The 20,271-nt window shown below is 58.3% G+C and carries 21 protein-coding genes and 2 pseudogenes; 16 read left to right on the plus strand and 7 right to left on the minus strand.

All coding sequences use genetic code 11. The features are described from left to right. Positions 1-379: 379 nt before the first annotated feature. Positions 380-493, plus strand: a pseudogene (locus ACXYMN_RS19245) (integrase core domain-containing protein); the annotation flags it as partial. Between the two features lie 136 nt (positions 494-629). Here the strand turns inward: ACXYMN_RS19245 and istB are convergent. After that, on the minus strand, positions 630-1,382 hold the full coding sequence (istB, locus tag ACXYMN_RS19250; RefSeq protein WP_459015699.1) for an IS21-like element helper ATPase IstB: 753 nt from the start codon (positions 1,380-1,382) through the stop codon (positions 630-632). 185 nt (positions 1,383-1,567) lie between these two features. Continuing rightward, positions 1,568-1,723: a transposase gene (locus ACXYMN_RS19255; RefSeq protein WP_459015654.1), complete on the minus strand. Its 156-nt coding sequence runs from the start codon at positions 1,721-1,723 to the stop codon at positions 1,568-1,570. A gap of 79 nt (positions 1,724-1,802) precedes the next feature. Between ACXYMN_RS19255 and ACXYMN_RS19260 the strand changes: the two are divergent. Beyond that, positions 1,803-1,964 (plus strand): annotated as a pseudogene (locus ACXYMN_RS19260) (integrase core domain-containing protein); the annotation flags it as partial. A gap of 62 nt (positions 1,965-2,026) precedes the next feature. Here ACXYMN_RS19260 and ACXYMN_RS19265 read toward each other — a convergent pair. Next, a complete protein-coding gene (locus ACXYMN_RS19265) occupies positions 2,027-3,883 on the minus strand; it encodes a sigma-54 interaction domain-containing protein (protein ID WP_459015656.1) in 1,857 nt (618 codons plus the stop codon). A gap of 198 nt (positions 3,884-4,081) precedes the next feature. Between ACXYMN_RS19265 and ACXYMN_RS19270 the strand changes: the two genes are divergently transcribed. The 5 genes from ACXYMN_RS19270 to ACXYMN_RS19290 are packed head-to-tail and all read left to right on the plus strand — an operon-like array spanning position 4,082 to position 8,189. Further along, complete coding sequence (locus ACXYMN_RS19270) at positions 4,082-5,464, plus strand: CmpA/NrtA family ABC transporter substrate-binding protein (protein ID WP_459015658.1); 1,383 nt, start codon at positions 4,082-4,084, stop codon at positions 5,462-5,464. 3 nt (positions 5,465-5,467) lie between these two features. Continuing rightward, on the plus strand, positions 5,468-6,301 hold the full coding sequence (gene ntrB, locus ACXYMN_RS19275; RefSeq protein ID WP_459015659.1) for a nitrate ABC transporter permease: 834 nt from the start codon (positions 5,468-5,470) through the stop codon (positions 6,299-6,301). A gap of 12 nt (positions 6,302-6,313) precedes the next feature. Continuing rightward, on the plus strand, positions 6,314-7,231 hold the full coding sequence (locus ACXYMN_RS19280; RefSeq protein WP_459015661.1) for an ABC transporter ATP-binding protein: 918 nt from the start codon (positions 6,314-6,316) through the stop codon (positions 7,229-7,231). A 19-nt stretch (positions 7,232-7,250) separates the two neighbouring features. Then, entirely contained in the window at positions 7,251-7,718 is a 468-nt protein-coding gene (gene cynS / locus ACXYMN_RS19285) for a cyanase (protein WP_459015662.1), read from the plus strand. A gap of 6 nt (positions 7,719-7,724) precedes the next feature. Then, a complete protein-coding gene (locus ACXYMN_RS19290; protein ID WP_459015664.1) occupies positions 7,725-8,189 on the plus strand; it encodes a nuclear transport factor 2 family protein in 465 nt (154 codons plus the stop codon). A gap of 393 nt (positions 8,190-8,582) precedes the next feature. On the opposite strand, the gene ACXYMN_RS19295 is transcribed toward ACXYMN_RS19290, so the two are convergent. Next, positions 8,583-9,284 carry a hypothetical protein gene (locus tag ACXYMN_RS19295; protein ID WP_459015666.1) on the minus strand — a complete coding sequence of 234 codons (702 nt, stop codon included), beginning with the start codon at positions 9,282-9,284 and terminating at the stop codon, positions 8,583-8,585. A 344-nt stretch (positions 9,285-9,628) separates the two neighbouring features. Here ACXYMN_RS19295 and ACXYMN_RS19300 point away from each other — a divergent pair, with 344 nt between their 5' ends. From ACXYMN_RS19300 to ACXYMN_RS19325, 6 genes are all read left to right on the plus strand, one after another. Beyond that, positions 9,629-10,507 carry a tyrosine-type recombinase/integrase gene (locus tag ACXYMN_RS19300; protein ID WP_459015668.1) on the plus strand — a complete coding sequence of 293 codons (879 nt, stop codon included), beginning with the start codon at positions 9,629-9,631 and terminating at the stop codon, positions 10,505-10,507. Positions 10,508-10,519: 12 nt separating this feature from the next. After that, positions 10,520-11,710 carry an IS91 family transposase gene (locus ACXYMN_RS19305; RefSeq protein WP_459015670.1) on the plus strand — a complete coding sequence of 397 codons (1,191 nt, stop codon included), beginning with the start codon at positions 10,520-10,522 and terminating at the stop codon, positions 11,708-11,710. A 723-nt stretch (positions 11,711-12,433) separates the two neighbouring features. Continuing rightward, positions 12,434-13,777 carry a hypothetical protein gene (locus ACXYMN_RS19310; RefSeq protein ID WP_459015672.1) on the plus strand — a complete coding sequence of 448 codons (1,344 nt, stop codon included), beginning with the start codon at positions 12,434-12,436 and terminating at the stop codon, positions 13,775-13,777. Between the two features lie 319 nt (positions 13,778-14,096). Continuing rightward, on the plus strand, positions 14,097-14,729 hold the full coding sequence (locus tag ACXYMN_RS19315; protein WP_459015674.1) for a tyrosine-type recombinase/integrase: 633 nt from the start codon (positions 14,097-14,099) through the stop codon (positions 14,727-14,729). Between the two features lie 246 nt (positions 14,730-14,975). Continuing rightward, entirely contained in the window at positions 14,976-15,146 is a 171-nt protein-coding gene (locus ACXYMN_RS19320; RefSeq protein WP_459015676.1) for an RSP_7527 family protein, read from the plus strand. Between the two features lie 179 nt (positions 15,147-15,325). Next, the gene (locus tag ACXYMN_RS19325; protein ID WP_459015677.1) at positions 15,326-15,556 is read left to right on the plus strand and encodes a DUF1127 domain-containing protein; all 231 of its coding nucleotides are present in this window, start codon (positions 15,326-15,328) and stop codon (positions 15,554-15,556) included. 635 nt (positions 15,557-16,191) lie between these two features. On the opposite strand, the gene ACXYMN_RS19330 is transcribed toward ACXYMN_RS19325, so the two are convergent. Next, complete coding sequence (locus tag ACXYMN_RS19330; RefSeq protein ID WP_459015679.1) at positions 16,192-16,524, minus strand: arsenate reductase family protein; 333 nt, start codon at positions 16,522-16,524, stop codon at positions 16,192-16,194. Positions 16,525-16,670: 146 nt separating this feature from the next. Here ACXYMN_RS19330 and rsgA point away from each other — a divergent pair, with 146 nt between their 5' ends. Further along, positions 16,671-17,741 carry a ribosome small subunit-dependent GTPase A gene (rsgA, locus tag ACXYMN_RS19335; RefSeq protein ID WP_459015680.1) on the plus strand — a complete coding sequence of 357 codons (1,071 nt, stop codon included), beginning with the start codon at positions 16,671-16,673 and terminating at the stop codon, positions 17,739-17,741. 202 nt (positions 17,742-17,943) lie between these two features. On the opposite strand, the gene ACXYMN_RS19340 is transcribed toward rsgA, so the two are convergent. Next, on the minus strand, positions 17,944-18,405 hold the full coding sequence (locus ACXYMN_RS19340) for a MarR family winged helix-turn-helix transcriptional regulator (RefSeq protein WP_459015681.1): 462 nt from the start codon (positions 18,403-18,405) through the stop codon (positions 17,944-17,946). A gap of 104 nt (positions 18,406-18,509) precedes the next feature. On the opposite strand from ACXYMN_RS19340, the gene ACXYMN_RS19345 reads away from it, so the two are divergent. Next, entirely contained in the window at positions 18,510-18,878 is a 369-nt protein-coding gene (locus ACXYMN_RS19345) for a hypothetical protein (RefSeq protein ID WP_459015682.1), read from the plus strand. A gap of 278 nt (positions 18,879-19,156) precedes the next feature. Beyond that, positions 19,157-19,789, plus strand: coding sequence for a tyrosine-type recombinase/integrase (locus tag ACXYMN_RS19350; RefSeq protein ID WP_459015683.1), 633 nt, complete (start codon positions 19,157-19,159; stop codon positions 19,787-19,789). 136 nt (positions 19,790-19,925) lie between these two features. Here ACXYMN_RS19350 and ACXYMN_RS19355 read toward each other — a convergent pair whose 3' ends face one another. After that, positions 19,926-20,264 carry a RidA family protein gene (locus ACXYMN_RS19355; protein WP_459015685.1) on the minus strand — a complete coding sequence of 113 codons (339 nt, stop codon included), beginning with the start codon at positions 20,262-20,264 and terminating at the stop codon, positions 19,926-19,928. Positions 20,265-20,271: the final 7 nt, after the last annotated feature.

The following is a 20,271-nucleotide window of genomic DNA, read 5'->3' on the forward strand; positions in this document are numbered from 1 at the left end:
TCGAGGCCGACGGTGGTAACTTGCATGGGGTGGCTCCTCTCAATCGCAGATTCTGACACCTGCACTATGGCGCATTACGACGCCGGGGAGCGGGAGCCATCCACCCCATCTGCTTTTTGACCTTTGTAACCGCGACACGAACGGCCCGTTGCCGACCTTTGCTTCGCCGACTAACGCCGCAGCGCGGCATCATCAGACCGGACTTTCGCTGCGCCTGCATGGTTTCCGAACCATCGAACTCGCACAACGCGGGACAACGCGGTCATGCAATCGCGCACAAAAGAGAAAAACCTAATCGGGATCACATTGGACAATCCTGCCAATATTGCACGATTTTCGGAAATGTCGTGCGAGCCTCCTATGTCTGCGGGCTTTGGCGGTCGAAAGATGGCGCCGCCACTACAACACTGTCAGACCGCACAGCTCTCTGGGATACCGTCCACCAGCGCCAGAGAGCATCGTGCCGATAGACCAGAGACCGACCATGCACTAACTGTCAATCCCGGAGCAAAATTGGTCAGTTTGGTTGCGGTTTAGCTGCGCCTTGGCGCGCGTGCTCTCCAGATAGCTGACGTGTGCCAAGGCGCGCTGGCCGCAGGCGAGCCCTTTTGATCCAGGGTTTATGGATTTCAGATTTGGGCTTTGCGGCTTTCGCGCAACCGGAAGCTTTCGCCGTTCATTTCGAGGATATGGACGTGATGGGTCAGGCGGTCCAGAATGGCGCCGGTGAGGCGTTCCGAGCCGAAAACCTCGGTCCATTCATCGAACGGCAGGTTGGACGTGATGATGATGGAGCCACGCTCGTAACGCTGCGAGATGACCTCGAACAGCAACTCGGCGCCGCTCTTGCTGAGCGGAACGAAGCCCAGTTCATCGATGATCAGCAGGTCTTGGCTGACCCGCAGCTTTTGCAGACGCTGCAAGCGCCGTTCCTCGGCAGCCTCGATCAGTTCGTGGACCAGGGCAGCGGCGGTTGTGAATCGGACTTTCTGGCCTCTCTGGCAAGCCGCCAGTCCGAGCCCCAGGGCGACATGCGTCTTACCGGTGCCACTCGGGCCCAGGGCGATGACGTTCTCACGCCGGTCCACGAAGGCGCAGCGGGCCAGTTCCATGGTCAGGGTCTTGTTCAGTGACGCAATCACCTTGAAGTCGAAGCTGTCCAGGCTTTTGGTCGCCGGGAACTTCGCGGCCTTGATCCGGCGTTCGATCATCCGGCGCTCGCGCTCGATCAGCTCCAGTTCACAGAGCCGTAAAAGGTAGCGCACATGATCCTTGTTCTCCGCCGCGCATTGCCGGGCCAGCTTGTCGTACTCGCTGTTGAAGGTCGGCAGGCGCAGCTTCTTGAGATGATGCTGCAGCAGGACCTGTGGGGTATCGGTCATGCCGCGGCTCACTTCCCGCCCCAAGGTTTCAGCTTTCGTTCCAAAAAAAGAGTTGGCCACCGCCAGCTCCCCGATCTTGGCGTGGAGCTCCTTCACCTGCTCCTCGTCAATCTCAGGCTTCTTGCGGCTCCCGCGCTCGAACACACCGGAGGCACCTTCGAGCAGGGCCCGCTTCCATTGATGGATCATCGTCGCCTCTCGGTGTTTGCCATGCAAACACCTGCCGGTAATAGATGCACCCCGAACCGGCTCGCCAGTTCGGCAGCCGTCTCCTCGCCTTTCAGGGCTTCCAGCGCGACCTTCGCCTTGAACTCAGGCGCGTGCTGCTTCCGTTTCGACATCTCTGATCTCCTTCTCGTCGAAGATCAGCAGACTGCAAATCGTAGCTTATGTCAGTGTCCGAATTTCGGGGGTAGCTCAGAGGTCTACCTGCGGGCCTATGCCAGCGCCTCCGAGGCCCGCGCCTCGAACCGGAACTACCTGGGCTTCTACAACAGTCAGAGGCCCCACTCATCGCTTGACGGCAAAACACCAGATCAGGCTTACTTCAATCCGTCGGTGCCCCAAGCGGCAGCGGTATAAACAAGGCGGAAAACCACTTACGAAACGCCGGAAACCTGTTCAGACAAACCGAGCCACAGCATTCACCAGTCATCTTCACTTAGCCCCAGCTTCTTGAGCCGTGAATAAAGCGTGGTCGGTTTGACCCCGAGCAATTCCGCCGCCCCGTTTTTGCCGGAAACTTTGCCACCCGCTTGCTGCATGCAGGCAATGATGTTCAACCTGCGAATTTGTTCGACGTCTGCTTCGGTGAGTAAGGTAGAGGTTGGTAAAGCTCCCGGGACAATGTGGCTTTGGATTTCAACTTGCAATTTTTCAGATTGTGACACGATGGCGCCGCGTTCGATCACGTTTGCCAGTTCGCGCACATTGCCGGGCCAGTGATAATCCTGCAGCTTGCGCATCGCGCCCTCGGTCACGATGGGAACCGTGCGGCCCAGCCGTTTGCACGCGACGCGCAGCAGATGCGCGGTCAGGACCGGGATGTCCTCTGCCCGGTCCCGCAAGGGCGGACACAGGATGGGAAAGACGCCCAGATACAGCATCAGGTCCTGACGCAACCGGCCTGCCTGCACCTCGCGGTCGATGTCGCGACAGGTCGAGGCGATCACCCGCAGATCGAGGCTGCGGGCGCGGTCGCAGCCCAGCCGGACCACTTCGCGGTTCTGCAGGGCGTCCAGAAGATGGCCCTGAATCTCGATGGGGATGTCGGCGACCTCATCGATGAACAAGGTGCCGCCATGAGCCAGTTCCAGCTTGCCCGGACGGTCCTTGAGCGCCCCGGCAAAGGCACCGCGCACCTGGCCGAACAATTCGCTTTCGATCTTCTCGGGGATCACAGCCCCGGCCTTGAAATGGATCATCGGGCGCCGCTTGCGGCTGCTGTCGTCGTGGATGGCCGAAGCGACGAGGGATTTCCCGACCCCGCTTTCGCCCCGGATCAGCACGCTTGTATCCGTCGGCCCCACAAGCTCGATCTGGGTGATGATGCGCCGGATCGCGTCCGAGCGACCGATGATGTCATGGTGGGCGCGTTCGATACTGATCGCTTCCTGCAGATAGGCGTTCTCTTCCTCGAGCTGGTCGCGCAACGCCGCTACCTCGTCCATCGCCTCGCGCAGCTTGCGCTCGTTCTCCCAGCGCTCGGTGATGTCCCTGAAGATCACCACCGCGCCGACCAGCTGCGCGCCATCGTAGATCGGGGTCGAGACATATTCGACGCGGATCGGCTTGCCGTCCTTGCGCCAGAACACCTCGTTCTCAATCCTGTTGACCTGCTCGAAGCGGAAGGACTGATAGATCGGACATTCATGCGAGGGGTAGTGATCGCCGTTCAGGTGGTGATGGTGGATCATCGTGTGAATGTCGCGGCCCAGCAGATCCTCGGTCGTCCAGCCCAGCATTTCCTGTGCGGCCCGGTTCACGAAGGTGGTTTTGCCATCCGCGTTCACACCGTAGATCCCCTCGCCCGCCGCATTCAGGATCAGCTGGTTTTCGCGTTCGAGATCGGCAAAGAAGCTTTGCGCGCGCTGCCATTCGACAAGGCCGCCCTTGTAGAGATTCCCGGCTGCAACCTCGGCGGCATGGTGTTCCAGCGCCACCAGATCGAGCAGATGCAGCAGCAGCATATCCTTGCCCGCGTGTTGCAGCCAACGCCCGGTAAGCTCGATTTGCAAGGGATCGCTCCCGGCGGTCTGCAGGGCCACGCGCCGCGTCCAGGCGGTGCCGCGATGCTGAATCTCGGCGATGAAGACCACGAAATCGTCCATGCCCGCGGCCACGAGCCGGGCGAACTGCGATCCCGTCAGCTGCGGGTCATCGAACAGCGCAAGGGCCTCCGGCGTGGCCGCCAGAATGCGGTCCCGGCTGAGGTCGATCAGGACAGTCGGACCGAAGGCACCGGCCAGCAGGGAATCGTAAGGGGCGGTATCATTAAGCATGGTTCATGCGGACGGGAAACGCCGCAAAGCGCAATACGAAATTTCGTAAATTACGAATTATCGTAAATTATTTAGCGTCTCGCATCGGATAATGCCCTGAAAAACATCGCAAAACGCAAATCCCAGAAATCCGGCAGCCGCCTTCATATGTCTGTTTCTGGCTGACAGCATGAGGAAAACCAACAGCGGGAGCATGTTATGTCGATCAAGTCCCTCGGTAATCCCTTCTCCTCCAAGACCGATCTGCGGCATGGCGCGGATTGCGGCTGTCATACCTGCAGCGCCGCCGCGCCCGAGGCGGAGGACAGCGTGGATCTGTCCACGTCGGAGGGCATGATGGAACGCGCCGTCGAAAGCGCCATCGTGCGGTCGGTCTTCGGGCAAAGCGATATCGGCCGGCGGTCTTTCATGGGCATGATGGGTGGCTCGACCATGGCCGCGGCGCTGGCCTCGGTCTTTCCGCTGAACGAGGCGAAAGCCGCTATCCTCGATAATCTCGGGCCCCCGGAGAAGACCGATCTGAACATCGGCTTCGTGCCGATCACCTGCGCTACACCGATCATCATGGCCCAGCCGCTGGGCTTTTACGAACGCTACGGTCTGAACGCGCAGGTCATCAAGACCGCCGGTTGGGCGGTGGCGCGCGACAAGTCGCTGAACGGCGAATACGATGCGTCGCACATGCTGACGCCCATGCCGCTGGCGATGACGCTGGGGGCCGGGTCGGTGGCCGAGCCCTACATCATGCCCGCGGTCGAGAACATCAACGGGCAGGCCATCGTGCTGTCCAACGAACATCTCGACAAGCGCGATCCCGCACAGTGGAAGGGCTTCACCTTCGGCGTGCCATTCGAATATTCGATGCACAACTTCCTGCTGCGCTATTACGTCGCCGAGTTTGGCCTCGACCCCGATGTCGATATCCAAATCCGCGTCGTGCCCCCGCCCGAGATGGTGGCGAACCTGCGCGCGGGCAACCTCGACGGGTATCTCTCGCCCGATCCGTTCAACCAGCGCGCGGTCTATGAAGGCATCGGCTTCCTGCATCTGCTGACGAAGGATATCTGGGAAGGCCATCCCTGCTGCGCCTTTGCCGCGCCGCTGTCCTTTGCCACCGAGCTGCCCAACACCTATGGCGCGCTGCTGAAGTCGATCATCGACGCTACGCAATACGCCTCCGCCGCGGAAAACCGCAAAGAGATTTCGGAAGCCATCGCGCCCACGAATTACCTCAACCAGCCGGTGACGGTGATCGAACAGGTGCTGACCGGCACCTATGCGGACGGTCTGGGCGAGGTGAAGCGCGTGCCCGACCGGATCGATTTCGACCCCTTCCCGTGGCATTCGATGGGCGTGTGGATCCTGACACAGATGAAGCGCTGGGGCTATATCGAGGGCGATGTCGACTACAAGGGCGTGGCCGAACAGGTGTATCTCGCTGCCGATTGCAAAAAGGTCATGGAAGACCTCGGCTATGAGGCGCCCGATATCACCTACAAATCGCACACGATCATGGGCAAGACCTTCGATCCCGCGACGCCCGAGGCCTATGTCGACAGCTTCGCGATCAAGAAGGGATAAGGGATGGATAATCTGTCCCTCAACCAACGCGCGGCCTTGCTGTCCGTTGTGATGCTGATCGTTGGCCTCCTGATCTGGGAAGCCGCGATCCCCGGCCAGAAAGCGGTCGGAGAACTGACCGAATACGAGCTGCTGACCGGTGCCGGTGCGCCCAAGGCGGGCGTGCCACCCCCGAGCGAGGTCATCGCCAAAGCGTGGGAGCAGTTGAGCAATCCGTTCTATGACGCGGGCCCCAACGACAAGGGCATCGGTATCCAGATCGGCTATTCGATCTACCGCGTTCTCACGGGCTATCTTCTGGCGGCGCTGGTCGCGATCCCGTTCGGCTTTCTGATCGGCATGTCGCAGGTGGCCTACAAGGCGTTCAACCCGTTCATTCAGGTGCTGCGCCCCATATCGCCCCTCGCATGGATGCCGCTGGCCTTGTTCATAATCGGCGACAGCGAGGCTTCGGCGATCTTTGTAATCTTCATCTGCTCAATCTGGCCAATGCTGATCAACACGGCCTTCGGTGTGGCAGGGGTCCGCGAAGACTGGGTCAACGTTGCACGCACCCATGAGCTTGGGCCGATCAAGACCGCCTTCACCGTCATCCTGCCCGCTGCGGCACCCACCATTGTGACCGGCATGCGTATCTCGATCGGCATCGCGTGGCTGGTGATCGTGGCCGCCGAGATGCTCGTCGGGGGCACCGGGATTGGCTACTATGTGTGGAACGAATGGAACAATCTTGATCTGACGTCAGTCGTCTTCTCCATTCTCATGATCGGCGTGGTTGGCATGCTGCTGGACGCCATGTTTGGCCTGTTGCAGCGCCGCGTCACCTACGTCGAATAGAGGGCATTCCAGATGAAACCTTACTTAAGTATCGAAAAGCTGACCCAACGCTTCCCGGATGGGGCTGGCGGTGAACTGACCGTGTTCGAGGATGCCTCATTCGGCGTCGAGAAGGGGGAGTTCGTGGTGATCCTCGGCCATTCCGGCTGCGGCAAATCCACGATCATGAACATCCTGGCAGGCCTTGCTGATCCCACAAGCGGGGTAGTCATCATGGACGGGCAAGAGGTCAAAGGCCCCAGCCTGGACCGGGGCGTCGTTTTTCAGAACTACTCCTTGCTGCCATGGCTGAGCACGCTGAAAAACGTCACGTTCGGCGTCGCCGCCCGCTACCCCGATTGGACCAAACAGAACGTCGTGGAGCACGCCACCAAGTTCCTCGCCATGGTGGGCCTTGAAGGCGACGTGATCCAGCGCAAGCCCAGTCAGTTGTCGGGCGGAATGCGCCAGCGGGTCTCCATCGCGCGGGCCTTTGCCAACCACCCCAAGCTGCTGCTTCTCGATGAGCCTTTCGGAGCGCTCGATGCGCTGACGCGGGGCACCATTCAGGACGAGCTTTTGAAAATTTGGGGGCAGATGGAACAAACCGTCTTCATGATCACCCACGACATTGACGAGGCGATCCTGCTGGCCGACCGCATCTTGCTGATGACCAATGGCCCACAAGCCCGCGTTGCCGAAAGCGTCGAGATCACGATACCGCGCCCGCGCAATCGCACCGAGATCATCGAGCATCCCAACTACTACGCAATCCGCAACCATCTGGTGCAATTCCTTGGCAAACGCTCGAAGGAATTGGCAGGCCAGCCCACCGAGCCGGGCCAAACCAGTGCGCCAAAGCCAGTGCGGATCGACAATACCACCGACAGGACGCAGGCCCCAGACGACCCCGAAGACAAACGACCCGCCCTGCGCGCCGTCAACAGCTGAGACCGGAGGAGTGACCAAAATGAAAGACCTTATGATGACCGAGATAATGACCAAGGAAGACGCAACGGCCATGATCCTGTCGGCCAAAAAGCAAGCCGGGCTGACGTGGGAAGAGATCGCCGAGAAAATCGACATGTCGCCCGTCTGGACCCACTCGGCAGCCATGGGCATGAACGCCTTCCCGCCCGAAAAAGCCAAGCTGATGGTCAGCGTGATGGGCCTACCGCAGGATGCCGAAAGCGTGCTGGCCGAAAGCCCGACCAAGATCTGGGAACAAGCCGTGCCAACCGATCCATGCATCTACCGTTTCTACGAAATCGTGGGCGTCTACGGCCCGACCCTGAAGGCGCTGATCCAGGAGAAATTCGGCGACGGCATCATGTCCGCTATCGACTTCGACATGTCCGTAACCCGCGTTCAAAACCCCAAGGGTGACCGGGTGAAGGTCGAGATGTCGGGCAAGTATCTCGGCTATAACAGCTGGTAATCCGCCATGACCCGTATGCCAATGCCGCCCTTTTCCTACGAAGATGCGGTCAAGAAAGTCCGCATGGCCGAAGATGCGTGGAACACACGAGACCCAGAAAAGGTGGCGCTGGCCTACACTTCCGATACGAAATGGCGCAACCGGTCCGAGTTTCTGAATGGCCGGGACGAAGTGCGCGCCTTTCTGGCCCGAAAGTGGGCGCAGGAGAGCGAGTATAGGTTGATCAAGGAGATTTGGGCGCATGGCGAAAACCGCATCGCCGTGCGCTTTTGCTACGAGTACCATGATGCAGAAAGCAATTGGTTCCGCGCCCATGGCAATGAAAACTGGGTGTTCGACGCAAACGGCTACATGGCCGCGCGCCATGCCTCAATCAATGATTTCGCGATCGCTGAAACCGAAAGACTGTTTCATTGGCCTCAAGGTCCAAGGCCTGCAGAGCATGCCGGTTTGTCTGACCTGAGACTGTGAAAGAAGAGTGCTATAATAGTTTTTAAGCGTCATAAAGCCGTTGCCCTTGTCTATCCGGCATGCGCTTACAATCGGTAACATAGATTTTTGTTTCGCAGTGAATGTCCGTGTTGTGGACTGCGATTAGTGCATCTCAGCACCGAACCGAGTGACCGGTATGGGCTATACGCAGGCTGTCAAATTTTCTGCACGAGAAAAATGCCGCATTTGCGAACTATGTAGATCTGGGCTCGGAGCGGACCTGCGGCGCTACAGCATGACCTCCTTGCCAGACATCCTTCCGATCGACACACACGGCCCTGAGCTGCCTTTTGACGGACAATCGAAATGCTGCGGTCGCAATCCGCATTGCGGCCATTCGAGCTGGCACGAAACACCCGAAAACGGTGGCTCTCAACCTACGTCAACCTTGCTTTGAGTTCCGGGCTGAACGCTCTCGCATCTTTCCGAAAAAAACCGACGCACAGGTGTTCGGTTCGCGAGCTCTGCGTGCAGATTTGCCTCCTCGACATGATCGGCTGGGAGAGTCACGAAGGCTCCTTTTTCGCGGCCTCGCAACCAACATTCCTCCGGCAGCAAATTACCCGGCGGCCGTTTGTCGATTTTGAGAAAGATGAGAAACCCGCCAAGGCAGAACCTTACAACGTTCACTCCTTCCTGCCTATCTGGCATCGGGGTGCGATAGTAATAAACGTCGCCATCAAGTTCGATGATGCGCGCAATCGTGACATCAATGGCATTGGGAATTTGCCCGCCACTGAGAGCGACCATCCTAAGGATATCCTTGTAAGGTCCAATGTCGATACGCCCCCTACCAGGAATTGTGACAGCATATTTCCAAGCAATACCTGAGGCAAAACGTACCAGCATATCTCCGTCTACGCCGTCTATGCTTATGATCCTCCCCGCGCTGAGGGATTGCTTCCGGATTTTTCGAAATAGGTCAAATGCGTAGGATTCATAGCGCCCAAGTATGTTGTCACAATCCCCGCAAAGAATATCTTTGTCGTAGACGCCAGTGTGGCTAACCTGCGGATGAGGGTTGCCCTTGTGAACAATCAAGTGTTGCTCACCGCGATCAACTTTCACCTCCATCACGAATGCTTTGGGGATCAGATGTGCTTCTATGGTCTTGGGATTCCCGCAATTTAGGCAGGGCAAACTGCATCCTTCTCTCTTCAGGTTCTTTTTTAGACCGGCCCTGAGCGGACCTTGGCCCATGCTTCTGTCGCTGCAGTGCGGCTTAACCAAACCGGCCATTCCTGCATGATGCAGCATTTTAGCTGGCGAGTGTCCGCACCGCGGGACTTGGACGAAGCCGCTACCGCGGCAGGGGCGCTTGTGGTGAGGGCGGCGCGGTGATCTGACCACCGGGATTTTGGAAATGGGCACGTCTATCCGACGATTGGGGCCTCTCAATCAACGGATAGGAGGATCCCATGGTGGACCAAAAGACAACACCGCTGCGTGCGCGGATGATCGAAGATATGCGGATCAAAGGGCTGGGCGAAGGCTCGCAGAAAGCGCATATCAGGGCAATTCGATATCTTGCCGAGTTCCTTGGGCGATCGCCGGATACAGCAACACCCGAAAACTTGCGCGCCTACCAACTTCATATGGTCGACACGACCGTCACGCCATCGACTTATAACGCGCGACTTGTCGGGCTGCGTTTCTTTTTTGAGACGACGTGCAAGCGCCCTGAGATGAAGGACTGCCTACATTTTCGCACGGAACCACGGAAGCTCCCGGTCGTCTTCAGCGCCGAAGATGTGTTCGAGATTCTCAGGGTCGCGCCGGGTCCGGGGCTGAAGTATCGCGCTGCGTTCAGTATCTCCTATGGTACTGGGTTGAGGGCGTCCGAGGTCTGCAATCTAAAGGTCACCGACATCGACAGCGACCGGATGGTGATCCATGTCGAGCGCGGAAAGGGCGGCAAGGATCGCAAAGTGATGCTGTCGCCTGGCCTATTGGCGCTTCTGCGCGATTATTGGCGCGAGGCGCGGCCGGATGGCTGGCTGTTCCCGGGAAAGCCTCGGATCAACCCGCTGTCACCGCGGCAACTCCATCGCGCCTTCAGCGCAGCCAAGCATCTGGCGGGGGTCAAGAAGCCGCGCAGCACGTTGCACAGTTTGCGGCACAGCTTCGCGACGCATCTTCTGGAGGCCGGGACGGATGTGCGCGTGATCCAGGTTTTGCTCGGCCATGCCAAGCTGAGCACTACGGCGCAATACACCCATGTCGCCACCAAGCTGATCCGGGACACCGATAGCCCCTACGAGTTGCTGGCACAGTTGCGGGACCGAAGGCCGCAGTAACGCGGGCGGGCGTTGTCGCGCCCGAAGCTGGAGGTTGCTGATATCTTTCGAACGCACGGTCCGGCCTATCGGCGGGCTCATGCGGTGAGCCTGAGCCAGCTCAAAGCGATGTCAGCGATTGAGACCTGCCGCACGGAGGCGCTCGGCGGGCATGTGGCAGCCTGCACCAAGTGCAACCATCAGCACATCGCTTACAATAGCTGCAAAAACCGGCATTGCCCCAAATGCCAGGCACCAGCGGCGCGTGACTGGATGGCGGCGCGGGCCGAGGACCTGTTGCCGGTCGGGTACTTTCATGTGGTCTTCACGCTGCCCGCAGAGATCGCGCGGATCGCCCTTTGGAACAAGCGCGCGATCTACAGTCTGTTGTTCAAAGCATCGGCCCAGACTGTAGCAACCATTGCCATCGATCCCAAACGTATGGGCGCGCGTGTCGGCATGACCAGCGTTCTCCATACTTGGGGGTCGGCTTTGACCCATCACCCGCATATCCACATGATCGTGCCAGGGGGTGGGCTATCGCCGGATGGCACCCGTTGGGTTGCTTGCAAGCCCGGGTTCTTTCTGCATGTGCGCGTGCTGTCGCGGCTGTTCCGGCGGCTGTTTACCGAAGGGCTGATGGCACTGCACCGTGCAGAGCAACTGAAGTTCTTCGGTGACGTTACCGAATTGGCAAACACCGCCACATTCGCCGCATGGTTGGCGCCGCTGCGCAAGATCGACTGGGTGGTATACGTCAAACCGCCATTTGGTGGGCCCGAGGCAGTACTCGCGTATCTGGCCCGCTACACCCACCGTATCGCCATCTCAAACCATCGGCTCGTCAGCGCTGACGCCGGGACCGTTGCTTTCAAATGGAAAGATTACAGGATCAAACGTGGAGACCGCCTGAAGGTCATGCAGCTCCCGACCTTCGAGTTCATCCGCCGCTTTCTGATGCATGTTCTGCCTGATCGCTTCCACCGTATCCGCCACTACGGTTTCCTCGCAGGCAGCGGGGGCAAAAAGAAAGTCGCTCAGATCCGCGCGTTGCTCGGGGAAATCAAATCAGTTGAACCAGTTCAACCGCCTGACGAAGCGCTGTCACCCCTCACATTGCGCGAGCCATGCCCTGACTGCGGTGGGCCGATGCGCATCATCGAGACCTTCCAGCGTGGGCAGTTACCTCGAACCCGAGCGCCACCAAGAAAGCAGGCCGCATGATGAACCGCAGATCCTCTGAGAACCCTTCGATCCGACACGCAACGTGCCGGTCAAAGGGACGCTTTGGCTCAATGCCATCAATGCGTCGCGACGGGTGCCAGGACACCGCAGCAAGACCGAAAAATGGGCCCGGCCCTACGCCCAAGACCACGACGCTACGCCTCCAAACTCGGAAAAATCCGCGAAACTCTGACCGATATCAGGGACTGGGACCTGCGCTTTCCCCATAGCGCGGCACCGACAGCCCGCGGCTTCCACCTTGTCAGATTTGTCAACGCGGGCCAGACCGCCCAACACAATCCTAACGCACTGGCCCGCATCAAAAAATCTTAGACTTTCCCTACTTTCGCTGCGGATGAGCCATTGACGGGTTTGGTAACCGTGAGAGGTGGAGGGCGAACATAATCCAGGTATCATCGCATCATTTCTTAGAGACCAATCCCCAAAATTCGTCTAAGCTGTTCATGCATCACGCTTACATTCGGGATTGCTCCGCACACCCTGACGCGGTTTTAGACATCTCGTTTTTGCACTATTCGGTACGCTTCGAATACTGAGTGGCGCGGGTTCGGGGCCTACCGACCGGCTGCTGCCCGGTCCATGCAAATTGGATGCATTATAATGAGAAGATATAGAGACTCCGCACATGCGGTCGTCGGTATTATTGGCACCGCCACCCCAACCGCTCCCCGACTCTCAAAGGCGAATACTGGAATTTCGCACTTGATGCGACGCGACAGAATTGCAGGCATTTCGCTGGTTATGTCGCTATGCCTCGCAGGAGTGGCGCAAGCACAAGCGCAAGAGTGGGGCAAATGGGTCAGCACCGAGCATTCCGAAATCTGCTATGGTGGCATAACCGGATTTAACACCAAAGGGCATTACGGCTCTCACCATAAGCAGCGTTGTGACCCAACCGCAATCGTGGATTCGGAATGGGGTTGGAAAGATCACATCAACGATAGACAAGGCCAACAGGAAATTATTTGTACTGAAGGGCTCATTACTCGGTTTGCCTGCAATGGCGATTACTGCAGCTATGTCCGAGTGAGTTGCGGTTATAACAAGGATGGAGCAGATAATGCGCTTTACGACCACAGGTGGCTGCCTGTGAAGCAAACCAAGGAAGGTCCAAATAGCCTGGTCAATTTTTCAGAAAACAACGATGGAGTGAAGACCGTGCTCGTTGGCTTGCGGTGCTCGGGATCCTGGTGCGATACGTTGGAGTTCTATGTTGCCAAGGTCGGAACGCCTGCCCCGGTGGTCAAGCTATCAGACGTTGTCGTTCGTGGAAAGTGGGTTCAAAAATGCGTCTCAGGCGGAAATTGCTCAATGACGACCGAGAAGGAGTATACATTCAGTTCTGCTTTCACAAATTCATATTCCCAGGAAGTAGAAACCAGAGTTGAAGCACAGGTGTCCAGTTCGACCACTGTGGAAGCCGGGTACGAAGGTGGTGGTGCCAGCGCGTCGGCCTCTGCGACTCTGACAGCGTCTTTGACGACTGGTTTGACCAATGCGGTTAACACAGCAAGAAGCTCTACGGACAAAAGTTCAACAAGTCTGAAGACGATTTTCAACTGCAACCCACCAATAATTCCAATTGGGAAACTTGGGTACTTTTGGCAATCGACCGTAAAAATTGGTCCTAACACTGCGACAGTCCTGCACTGTCTGGACGCCTGCGCTGACGCGAAAACCGGCGTTCCCACTTGGGCACCGGGCACAAATATCACATCGTGCAACTATACGCCTGAGCAAGATGCCGCGAGGGGGACTTCGACACCGGAGTCTACCAATTCGGCGATATCGAATATTTCCTACAATTTCAATTATGGCGATCATCGGGGAGTTCAGGCGATGAGACCTGGCGATGTTTTCGACATTTACAACGAAAAAGGCGGCTGTGGGCCAAATGACATCGCGCAATGTCAGGTTAATGCGAATGGTACAATACAGGCCAAATACAGGGACTCTTGCGGCAGCCCAAAGACGGGCGCTCCGGTCAGCAATGGCTGCAGCAAAGCGACGTTTAAGAACTACACCGTAACCTGTTGTACGCCATAGCACCAAACTTGAGGCAGCAAACGAAGGGTGGGCGGTTTTGCCCACCCGTCCGCCAATTCCTTGCGCTGCGCTTCTGGGTGCACGTTCGATATGACGAAAAAGACTGCTGTCGAATTTCAGCCGGATTGTCCCTGCATGACCGGCCCAGTTTTCACAAGATTTCACTCAACGACGAAAAGCCGCCGTTAGTGCATTGTGCAGAACCGGTCGCTTTGGGCTCCTTTCCGACCTTGGCCGCGCCGCCGGATCTGCGTGATAAGATGGCGCACCAACGTCGGGTTGGTGTCGTGGCAGGGCGTGGCGGATCGTAGGAGCCATCATGCCCATTGCCAACTTACCTGCCATTCGCGCCTGCCGCCCAGCCTGGAACAAGGGGCGCGTCGCCGGCCAGAAGCGCCCGCTCATGCCCAAGCACGTCTGGGCCATTCGCGTGCGCTTGGAGATCTCCGAAAATCACCGTGATCTTGCCCTTTTCAACCTCGCCATCGACAGCAAGCTCCGAGGCTGTGATCTGGTAAAACTGAAAGTCGCGGATGTCTATGCAGCAGGCCAGGTCAAAGAGCGCGCTTCGATTATCCAAAGCAAAACTCAGAAACCTGTCCGCTTCGAGATCACCGAGGGCACCCGTAAGTCGCTCGCGCGCTGGATCGATGAGCCACAGATGATCGGATCGGAACATCTCTGGCCCGGTCGATTTCATGAACGCTTGCACATCTCCACCCGACAATACGCACGGCTGGTCCGGGACTGGGTCACCTCGATCGACCTCGAACCGAGCTCATACGGCACGCACTCGATGCGACGGACCAAAGTCGCCCAGATCTACCGCAAGACCGGAAACCTCCGTGCAGTTCAACTCCTGCTTGGTCATACGAAGATGGACAGCACCGTCCGTTACCTCGGCGTCGAGCTGGAGGACGCACTCTCGATCTCCGAGTCGGTCGAAATCTGACCTGCCGGGCCGTCCTTCGTGGACGGCCCTGACCTGCCGTTCGCTTTGTGGCCGAGCGCTGCGGTGCAGCCTAACCACACCGGCCATTCGTCCAACGCGCAGCATTTTCTGAAGGTGAAGGACGGTCGTGATCGAACGAGCCCGCCGCCATGCAGTCATAGCATACCGTCTATGGTTAGGGATTCGGCGATTGGCCCATACCTTTGAGACAAGCAAAGACGCATAAATGACACGAAAGACCCAACCATGAATATGCAAGTTGAATACAAGACCGCCACACCGGACGAAGTTCAAAAGATCATCCATCGCGCGCGGAGGCTGCGTAGCGAATATATCGCCAAGTCAATCAAATCCGGCTTGTCCAATTTGCGCGGGGTTTTCGCGAACAAGACGCCAGCCGCCAGCGCAATGGCCTAACCGCTGACGCCTGCTCCGCGTTTGCCGTGAATGTGGCCTGATCCAAGGCGATCACCCTTCGGCTGATCCAAGCTGAGGCTTACTTGGCCATCTCCGCGCCAATGCGAAACGAGCGACATGCAAACACCGGCGACACGCGGTGGACAGAGCTCCACCATTTGAAACGAAAGACTAACGATATGACATTTCAGAATATCCTTCCCGTTCATCCCCTTGAAGGAGTCCAGAATTGGATCAGACACTTCAGGGCCGACCTCGCAGAGCGGCGCAGGGCGCAAGCCCTCTATGACCGCACATGGCGCGAACTTTCGGCAATGTCCGACCGGGAACGCGCGGATATCAGCATTCACCGTTCCGACATTGCCTGGATCGCCTGTGAAGCCGTTGCCATGAGCCGCAAGCAATCGTAGCTCTCGTCACCTTGCCAAGCGATTACTGCGACACGGGCTTTCCGGTTGCGTTCACCCTCTCTGCAGCTTTTTCAACGCCAGGCGTCAGGGACTGGCCTGAACCGGAAATGCCCGGTCAGCATGACCGGGCGACAACGCGTGGGCATCGGCACTTGCCAAGTGTTCCCCGACCCTGCCCCCGAGCATCATACCGGGTTGAGCGTGCCGAGTGCACTCCAACAGTTTGCGCAGCGCGGAAATGCCGACATTCGCCGGCATCCGTGCTTTGCTTTGCTGCTTCCCGGAAGCGGCCATTCGCGTCGGCGCGCAGCATGGCAGCATGATCGCGACTCGGACGGCCCCGCAGCGCGGGACCTCCGAAATATGGCAAATGAGGTTGCTGTTGCCGTCTTCCGCCTCGACGACGGTTTCGTCTGCTCACGAATTACGTCATCCAACTCACTCCGAAGGCGACTGAGTCCAGGAACCTGGAAACTTCTGCACTGCCGGAACATCGCGACTCGACAGTGCAAAGCGATGGCCCAGAGTGGACCAACCTGGCCATTCCGACTAATATCAGGATTCTTCGCATTGGGGCCGTTTGTGTGGCCGGAAGCAGTTCAACTGGGTTGTCGCAATGTGCCTTCCAGCCCGGGTCATTGGTCCGAAAGCAAAGCTTGCCGAACAGTCTCATCCCAACCCAGAAAGAACTTGTCCCGGTCACGGATTACCGGGCGGGCCATTACTTTTGGTTGGGCCGCGATCTGCGCCTCTGCCTCCGAATTCTTCAGCCAGTCATTGAGCGCGCGGTAATCATTAGACTTGCGATCCACGAGCCGATCCCCGAACTCTTCGATCAGCCCCGACAATTCTGCTTCGCTCAAAGGCACCGCCCGAACATCACGGAAAGAGACGTCCATTCCTTCCGCCTCCAATGCTCTGCGGGCCTTCTGACAGATTGCGCAAGTCTGTAAGCCATAGATCATCATGTCGTAATCTCCCTTGGCGTCGATCCCGCAACCTCGTGCATCGACGCCTCCAACGCAACCGTTCGAGCAGTTACTTGCGCCGGTTGGCGGGTGCGCTCTACCGGATTTGTCGCGTAGTCGCTTTTGCGCCTTCCTGAAGGATAAGCTTGCAACAACGTTGTTCTGCCGCCATGCAGGCTGCTGTGACCAAGTCATCAGATCAGCCCGCAGTTTCATTGGCCGCTCTCGGCTGGTCCGCGTTTTACGACGAGCAGTTGGAGCCCGGCGAGATAGGGTTTGCCCCCATGCGCATCGCGACCGTTCACCGGGATCAAGTCACTGCGTTGTCCGAACTTGGCCCGGTGAGGCTGACCCTTTCCGCTCAGACGAATACGACGGATTTCGCCGTGGGGGACTGGGTCCTGGTGGCCCGCGAGACCCGCTTGCTGGTCCGGCGGCTGAATAGGCGGATGCAGTTACAGCGCAAAGCTGAAGGCCGTCGGCAAATGCAGCTGATTGCTACTAACGTTGACACACTCTTGATCGTCACCTCCTGCAATGACGACTTCAATCCCGCACGACTGGAGCGGTATCTGGCGCTGGCAAACGAGGCTGGGGCGATCCCTGTGATTGTCCTGACGAAGATCGATCAGACGGCTGATGCCGCACCCTACCTGCGGCAGGCGGAAGCCCTTCAACTCGGACTGGATGTCGTCATGTTGAATGCGAAAGCGCCGGAGGCAGCACTGACATTGGCTCATTGGTGCGGCCCAGGGCAAACCGTTGCCCTTGTCGGGTCGTCCGGAGTCGGGAAGTCGACTTTGCTGAATACGCTGTCGAAGAAGTCATCCCAGGACGCACAGCCAACAGGACCCATTCGCGCGGCCGACGCCAAGGGGCGACATACAACCACGTCGCGTTCGCTCCATGCAATTGCCGGTGGCGGCTGGGTGATCGACACGCCCGGGATGCGAACGCTGCATGTCAGCGATGTCTCAGACGGGCTCAATATTCTGTTCGCGGAGATTGTCGACCTCGCGTCCCAGTGTCGCTTCCGGGATTGTACCCATGATCATGAACCTGGTTGCGCGGTTCAGGGGGCGACCGCTGACGGGACACTCGACCCCGCTCGCCTTGGACGATGGCGCAAGCTTACGCAGGAAAACCTGTCCAATACCTCCATCCAGTCCGGGCCCCGTGGTAACAAAATCACGAGGACACTTGGCAAACGACGCTGACGAGCTTCCGGCCCAGAGCCGACCTCCACCGGGAGGGTCAACGCTGCAATGCGGCTTCTCCGTAGCGGTCATCCGTGACAGCGTGCAGCCTGCGTTGGGAGGCCAAGGTCAGCAGTGCGGACGAAGCGAGCTTTCGCTGCAGATGCGCCAATGCCTTCTTTCGCATTCGGAAGCAGCGTCAGCCGTGATGTCGGTGTTATTGTCAGGGCGAAGCTTTTTCTTCTTCGAGTGCCGTTTCGGCGTTCTTCTGCATCCTCATGAGCAGCGAGAACGCAAGGTCCTTCTCGTTCTGCGAGAAGCCCTCAAATAGCCTGGCGTTGATCCTTGCGAAGAAATCGGACAGGTGTCGCAGTTTATCGCCTTTCTGTGTCAGGACGACGACGACGACCCGACCATCTTCTTTGTGCTTGCGACGTGTCAGCAATCCACGGTCTTCCATTCGATCCACAATGCGAGACGTCGCTGGGAGCCCGTTGCCGACAAGATCGGCCAAAGCGCTCACTGTGATTTCTCCATCTCTCCAAAGACAAGACAAGATGACCCATTGCGGCAGAGAAAGACCATAAGGATCCAGAAGTTGCTGGCAGAGTGCATTCATTCGCCCTGCCGCGAAGTTCAAAGCACGTCCAATGGATTGAGGTGGAGGGGAGATTTTACTTGCCATGTAAATGAGTATGCTCGTATGGTTTACCTGTAAATCAAAATCGCCTGTCTTACGGCTTTCCGCAACTCAATTCAGGCTCTGTATCAATCAAGAGAGGAAACCCAATGTCAAAGAAGGTGCTTATGGTCGGATGGCATCCGACGGTCGTGGACTACGGGAAATACCCGGGTCTGGACGCGGGCAAGCTGGAAGAGGCCCTGAGAGCAGATGAAAAGAAGCTCAACGATCTCGGCTATGACGCGTCGATTGGCTTCATCTTCAGCGGCGAGACCGCGACCGACCAGCTTGTGCAAGCGCTGAAGGACACCTCCTATGACGTCGTGATGATCGGGGCCGGTGTCCGCAAGGACGACGACCACTTTCTGATTTTCGAGAAGCTGGTGAACGTAGTTCACGAACACGCGCCGAAGGCGCGTATCGCCTTCAATACCGGACCCAGGGATTCCGACGCCGCAATACAGCGTTGGGCTTAAAGGTCGGGTGCCCCATGCAGGTCAAGCCAAGAGCACGGAAAGTCGCTTCGGCAACCTTTTCAAGTTGATCCATGGGAGCGCTCGTTCATACAATGCGCGCAAGCAAAGCAGCCACCGGGGCCTGCCGTAGCATTGTGAAGATCGGGCTCAAAGCTGTCATGCGTCGCTGCGGCACGCACGCGCCGCCGTGATTGTCCCACAGCGCCGGGTATTTGCTATGCCAAGTCGTCGGCGTGGTGCCGAAGACGTGGCGGGCGTGGTGGATCGGAGGAACCACCATGCCGACTACAAACCTGCCAGCCATCCGAGCCTGCCGTCCCGCTTGGAACAAGGGCCGCATCGTCGGCCAGAAGCGTCCGCTCGAGCCGAAGCATGTATGGGCGATCCGGGTCCGTCTCGAGATCGCCCAGCGGCTTCGCGAACTGGCGCTCTTCAATCTCGCCATCGACAGCAAGTTGCGCGGATGTGACCTCGTGAAGCTGAAGGTCGCTGACGTCTACGCGGCCGGACATGTCAAGCACCGCGCTTCGATCGTCCAAAGCAAAACCCAAAAGCCGGTGAGCTTCGAGATCAGCGAGGGGACACGAAAAGCCATCGCGGTTTGGCTCGAGGCTCCGCTGATGGTCGGGTCGGAGCATCTCTGGCCCGGTCGCTTTCACGAGCGCCGGCATATTTCGACAAGGCAATACGCCCGCCTCGTGCGGGACTGGGTGATCTCTATCGGTCTCGAGCCGAGCGCATACGGCACCCACTCCATGCGCCGGACCAAGGTGGCGCAGATATATCGCAAGACTGGCAACCTCCGCGCAGTGCAGCTCCTGCTCGGTCATACGAAAATGGATAGTACGGTGCGCTACCTCGGCGTCGAACTCGAAGATGCGCTCGCCATCGCGGAGGCGGTGGAGCTCTGAGAAGTCGGGCCGGTCGGTAGCGGTCGGCCCCAAGCCGTCAGAGATGGATCGTGCTGTATTTTAGTTCCGAAACCATCGGTTTTCACCGAAGCGGCCATTCACAAACAGACCACGCCGTCCATCCATGACTTCATTTTCAGCAAGCTGCGGTAACAATGATCTCAACCTTCAATTCACTACGGGCGAGAACCGCTTCTCCGCATGCGCGCGCGGGCGCGTGGCCTTCGGGCACCCAAGCGTCCCAGACTGCGTTCATTTCAGCAAAATCGGCCATGTCGGCGAGCCAGATCATCGCTTGGAGCATCTGCTCCCGCGATGAGCCTGCCTTGGTCAAAAGCGCATCCACCCGCGACAGGCAATCGCGGGTCTGGTCGGCCACAGTGGCCCCGTCCCCGACCTGGCCGCATAGATACACCACGCCATTATGCTTGACGATCTTGCTCATCCGTTGGCCGGTATCGATCCGTTCGATCATGTCCCTC

The sequence above is a fragment of the Roseivivax sp. CAU 1753 genome, assembly GCF_054482575.1.

Coding starts and splice junctions, on each gene's coding strand:
- ACXYMN_RS19255 (WP_459015654.1), bottom strand. CDS start 1,723: ATGTCGAAACGGAAGCAGCACGCGCCTGAGTTCAAGGCGAAGGTCGCG.
- istB (WP_459015699.1), bottom strand. CDS start 1,382: ATGACCGATACCCCACAGGTCCTGCTGCAGCATCATCTCAAGAAGCTG.
- ACXYMN_RS19350 (WP_459015683.1), top strand. CDS start 19,157: ATGCCGACTACAAACCTGCCAGCCATCCGAGCCTGCCGTCCCGCTTGG.
- ACXYMN_RS19295 (WP_459015666.1), bottom strand. CDS start 9,284: ATGGAGGTGAAAGTTGATCGCGGTGAGCAACACTTGATTGTTCACAAG.
- ntrB (WP_459015659.1), top strand. CDS start 5,468: ATGGATAATCTGTCCCTCAACCAACGCGCGGCCTTGCTGTCCGTTGTG.
- ACXYMN_RS19320 (WP_459015676.1), top strand. CDS start 14,976: ATGAATATGCAAGTTGAATACAAGACCGCCACACCGGACGAAGTTCAA.
- cynS (WP_459015662.1), top strand. CDS start 7,251: ATGAAAGACCTTATGATGACCGAGATAATGACCAAGGAAGACGCAACG.
- ACXYMN_RS19340 (WP_459015681.1), bottom strand. CDS start 18,405: ATGGCAAGTAAAATCTCCCCTCCACCTCAATCCATTGGACGTGCTTTG.
- ACXYMN_RS19345 (WP_459015682.1), top strand. CDS start 18,510: ATGTCAAAGAAGGTGCTTATGGTCGGATGGCATCCGACGGTCGTGGAC.
- ACXYMN_RS19300 (WP_459015668.1), top strand. CDS start 9,629: ATGGTGGACCAAAAGACAACACCGCTGCGTGCGCGGATGATCGAAGAT.
- ACXYMN_RS19330 (WP_459015679.1), bottom strand. CDS start 16,524: ATGATGATCTATGGCTTACAGACTTGCGCAATCTGTCAGAAGGCCCGC.
- ACXYMN_RS19270 (WP_459015658.1), top strand. CDS start 4,082: ATGTCGATCAAGTCCCTCGGTAATCCCTTCTCCTCCAAGACCGATCTG.
- ACXYMN_RS19265 (WP_459015656.1), bottom strand. CDS start 3,883: ATGCTTAATGATACCGCCCCTTACGATTCCCTGCTGGCCGGTGCCTTC.
- ACXYMN_RS19355 (WP_459015685.1), bottom strand. CDS start 20,264: ATGATCGAACGGATCGATACCGGCCAACGGATGAGCAAGATCGTCAAG.
- ACXYMN_RS19290 (WP_459015664.1), top strand. CDS start 7,725: ATGACCCGTATGCCAATGCCGCCCTTTTCCTACGAAGATGCGGTCAAG.
- ACXYMN_RS19315 (WP_459015674.1), top strand. CDS start 14,097: ATGCCCATTGCCAACTTACCTGCCATTCGCGCCTGCCGCCCAGCCTGG.
- ACXYMN_RS19280 (WP_459015661.1), top strand. CDS start 6,314: ATGAAACCTTACTTAAGTATCGAAAAGCTGACCCAACGCTTCCCGGAT.
- ACXYMN_RS19325 (WP_459015677.1), top strand. CDS start 15,326: ATGACATTTCAGAATATCCTTCCCGTTCATCCCCTTGAAGGAGTCCAG.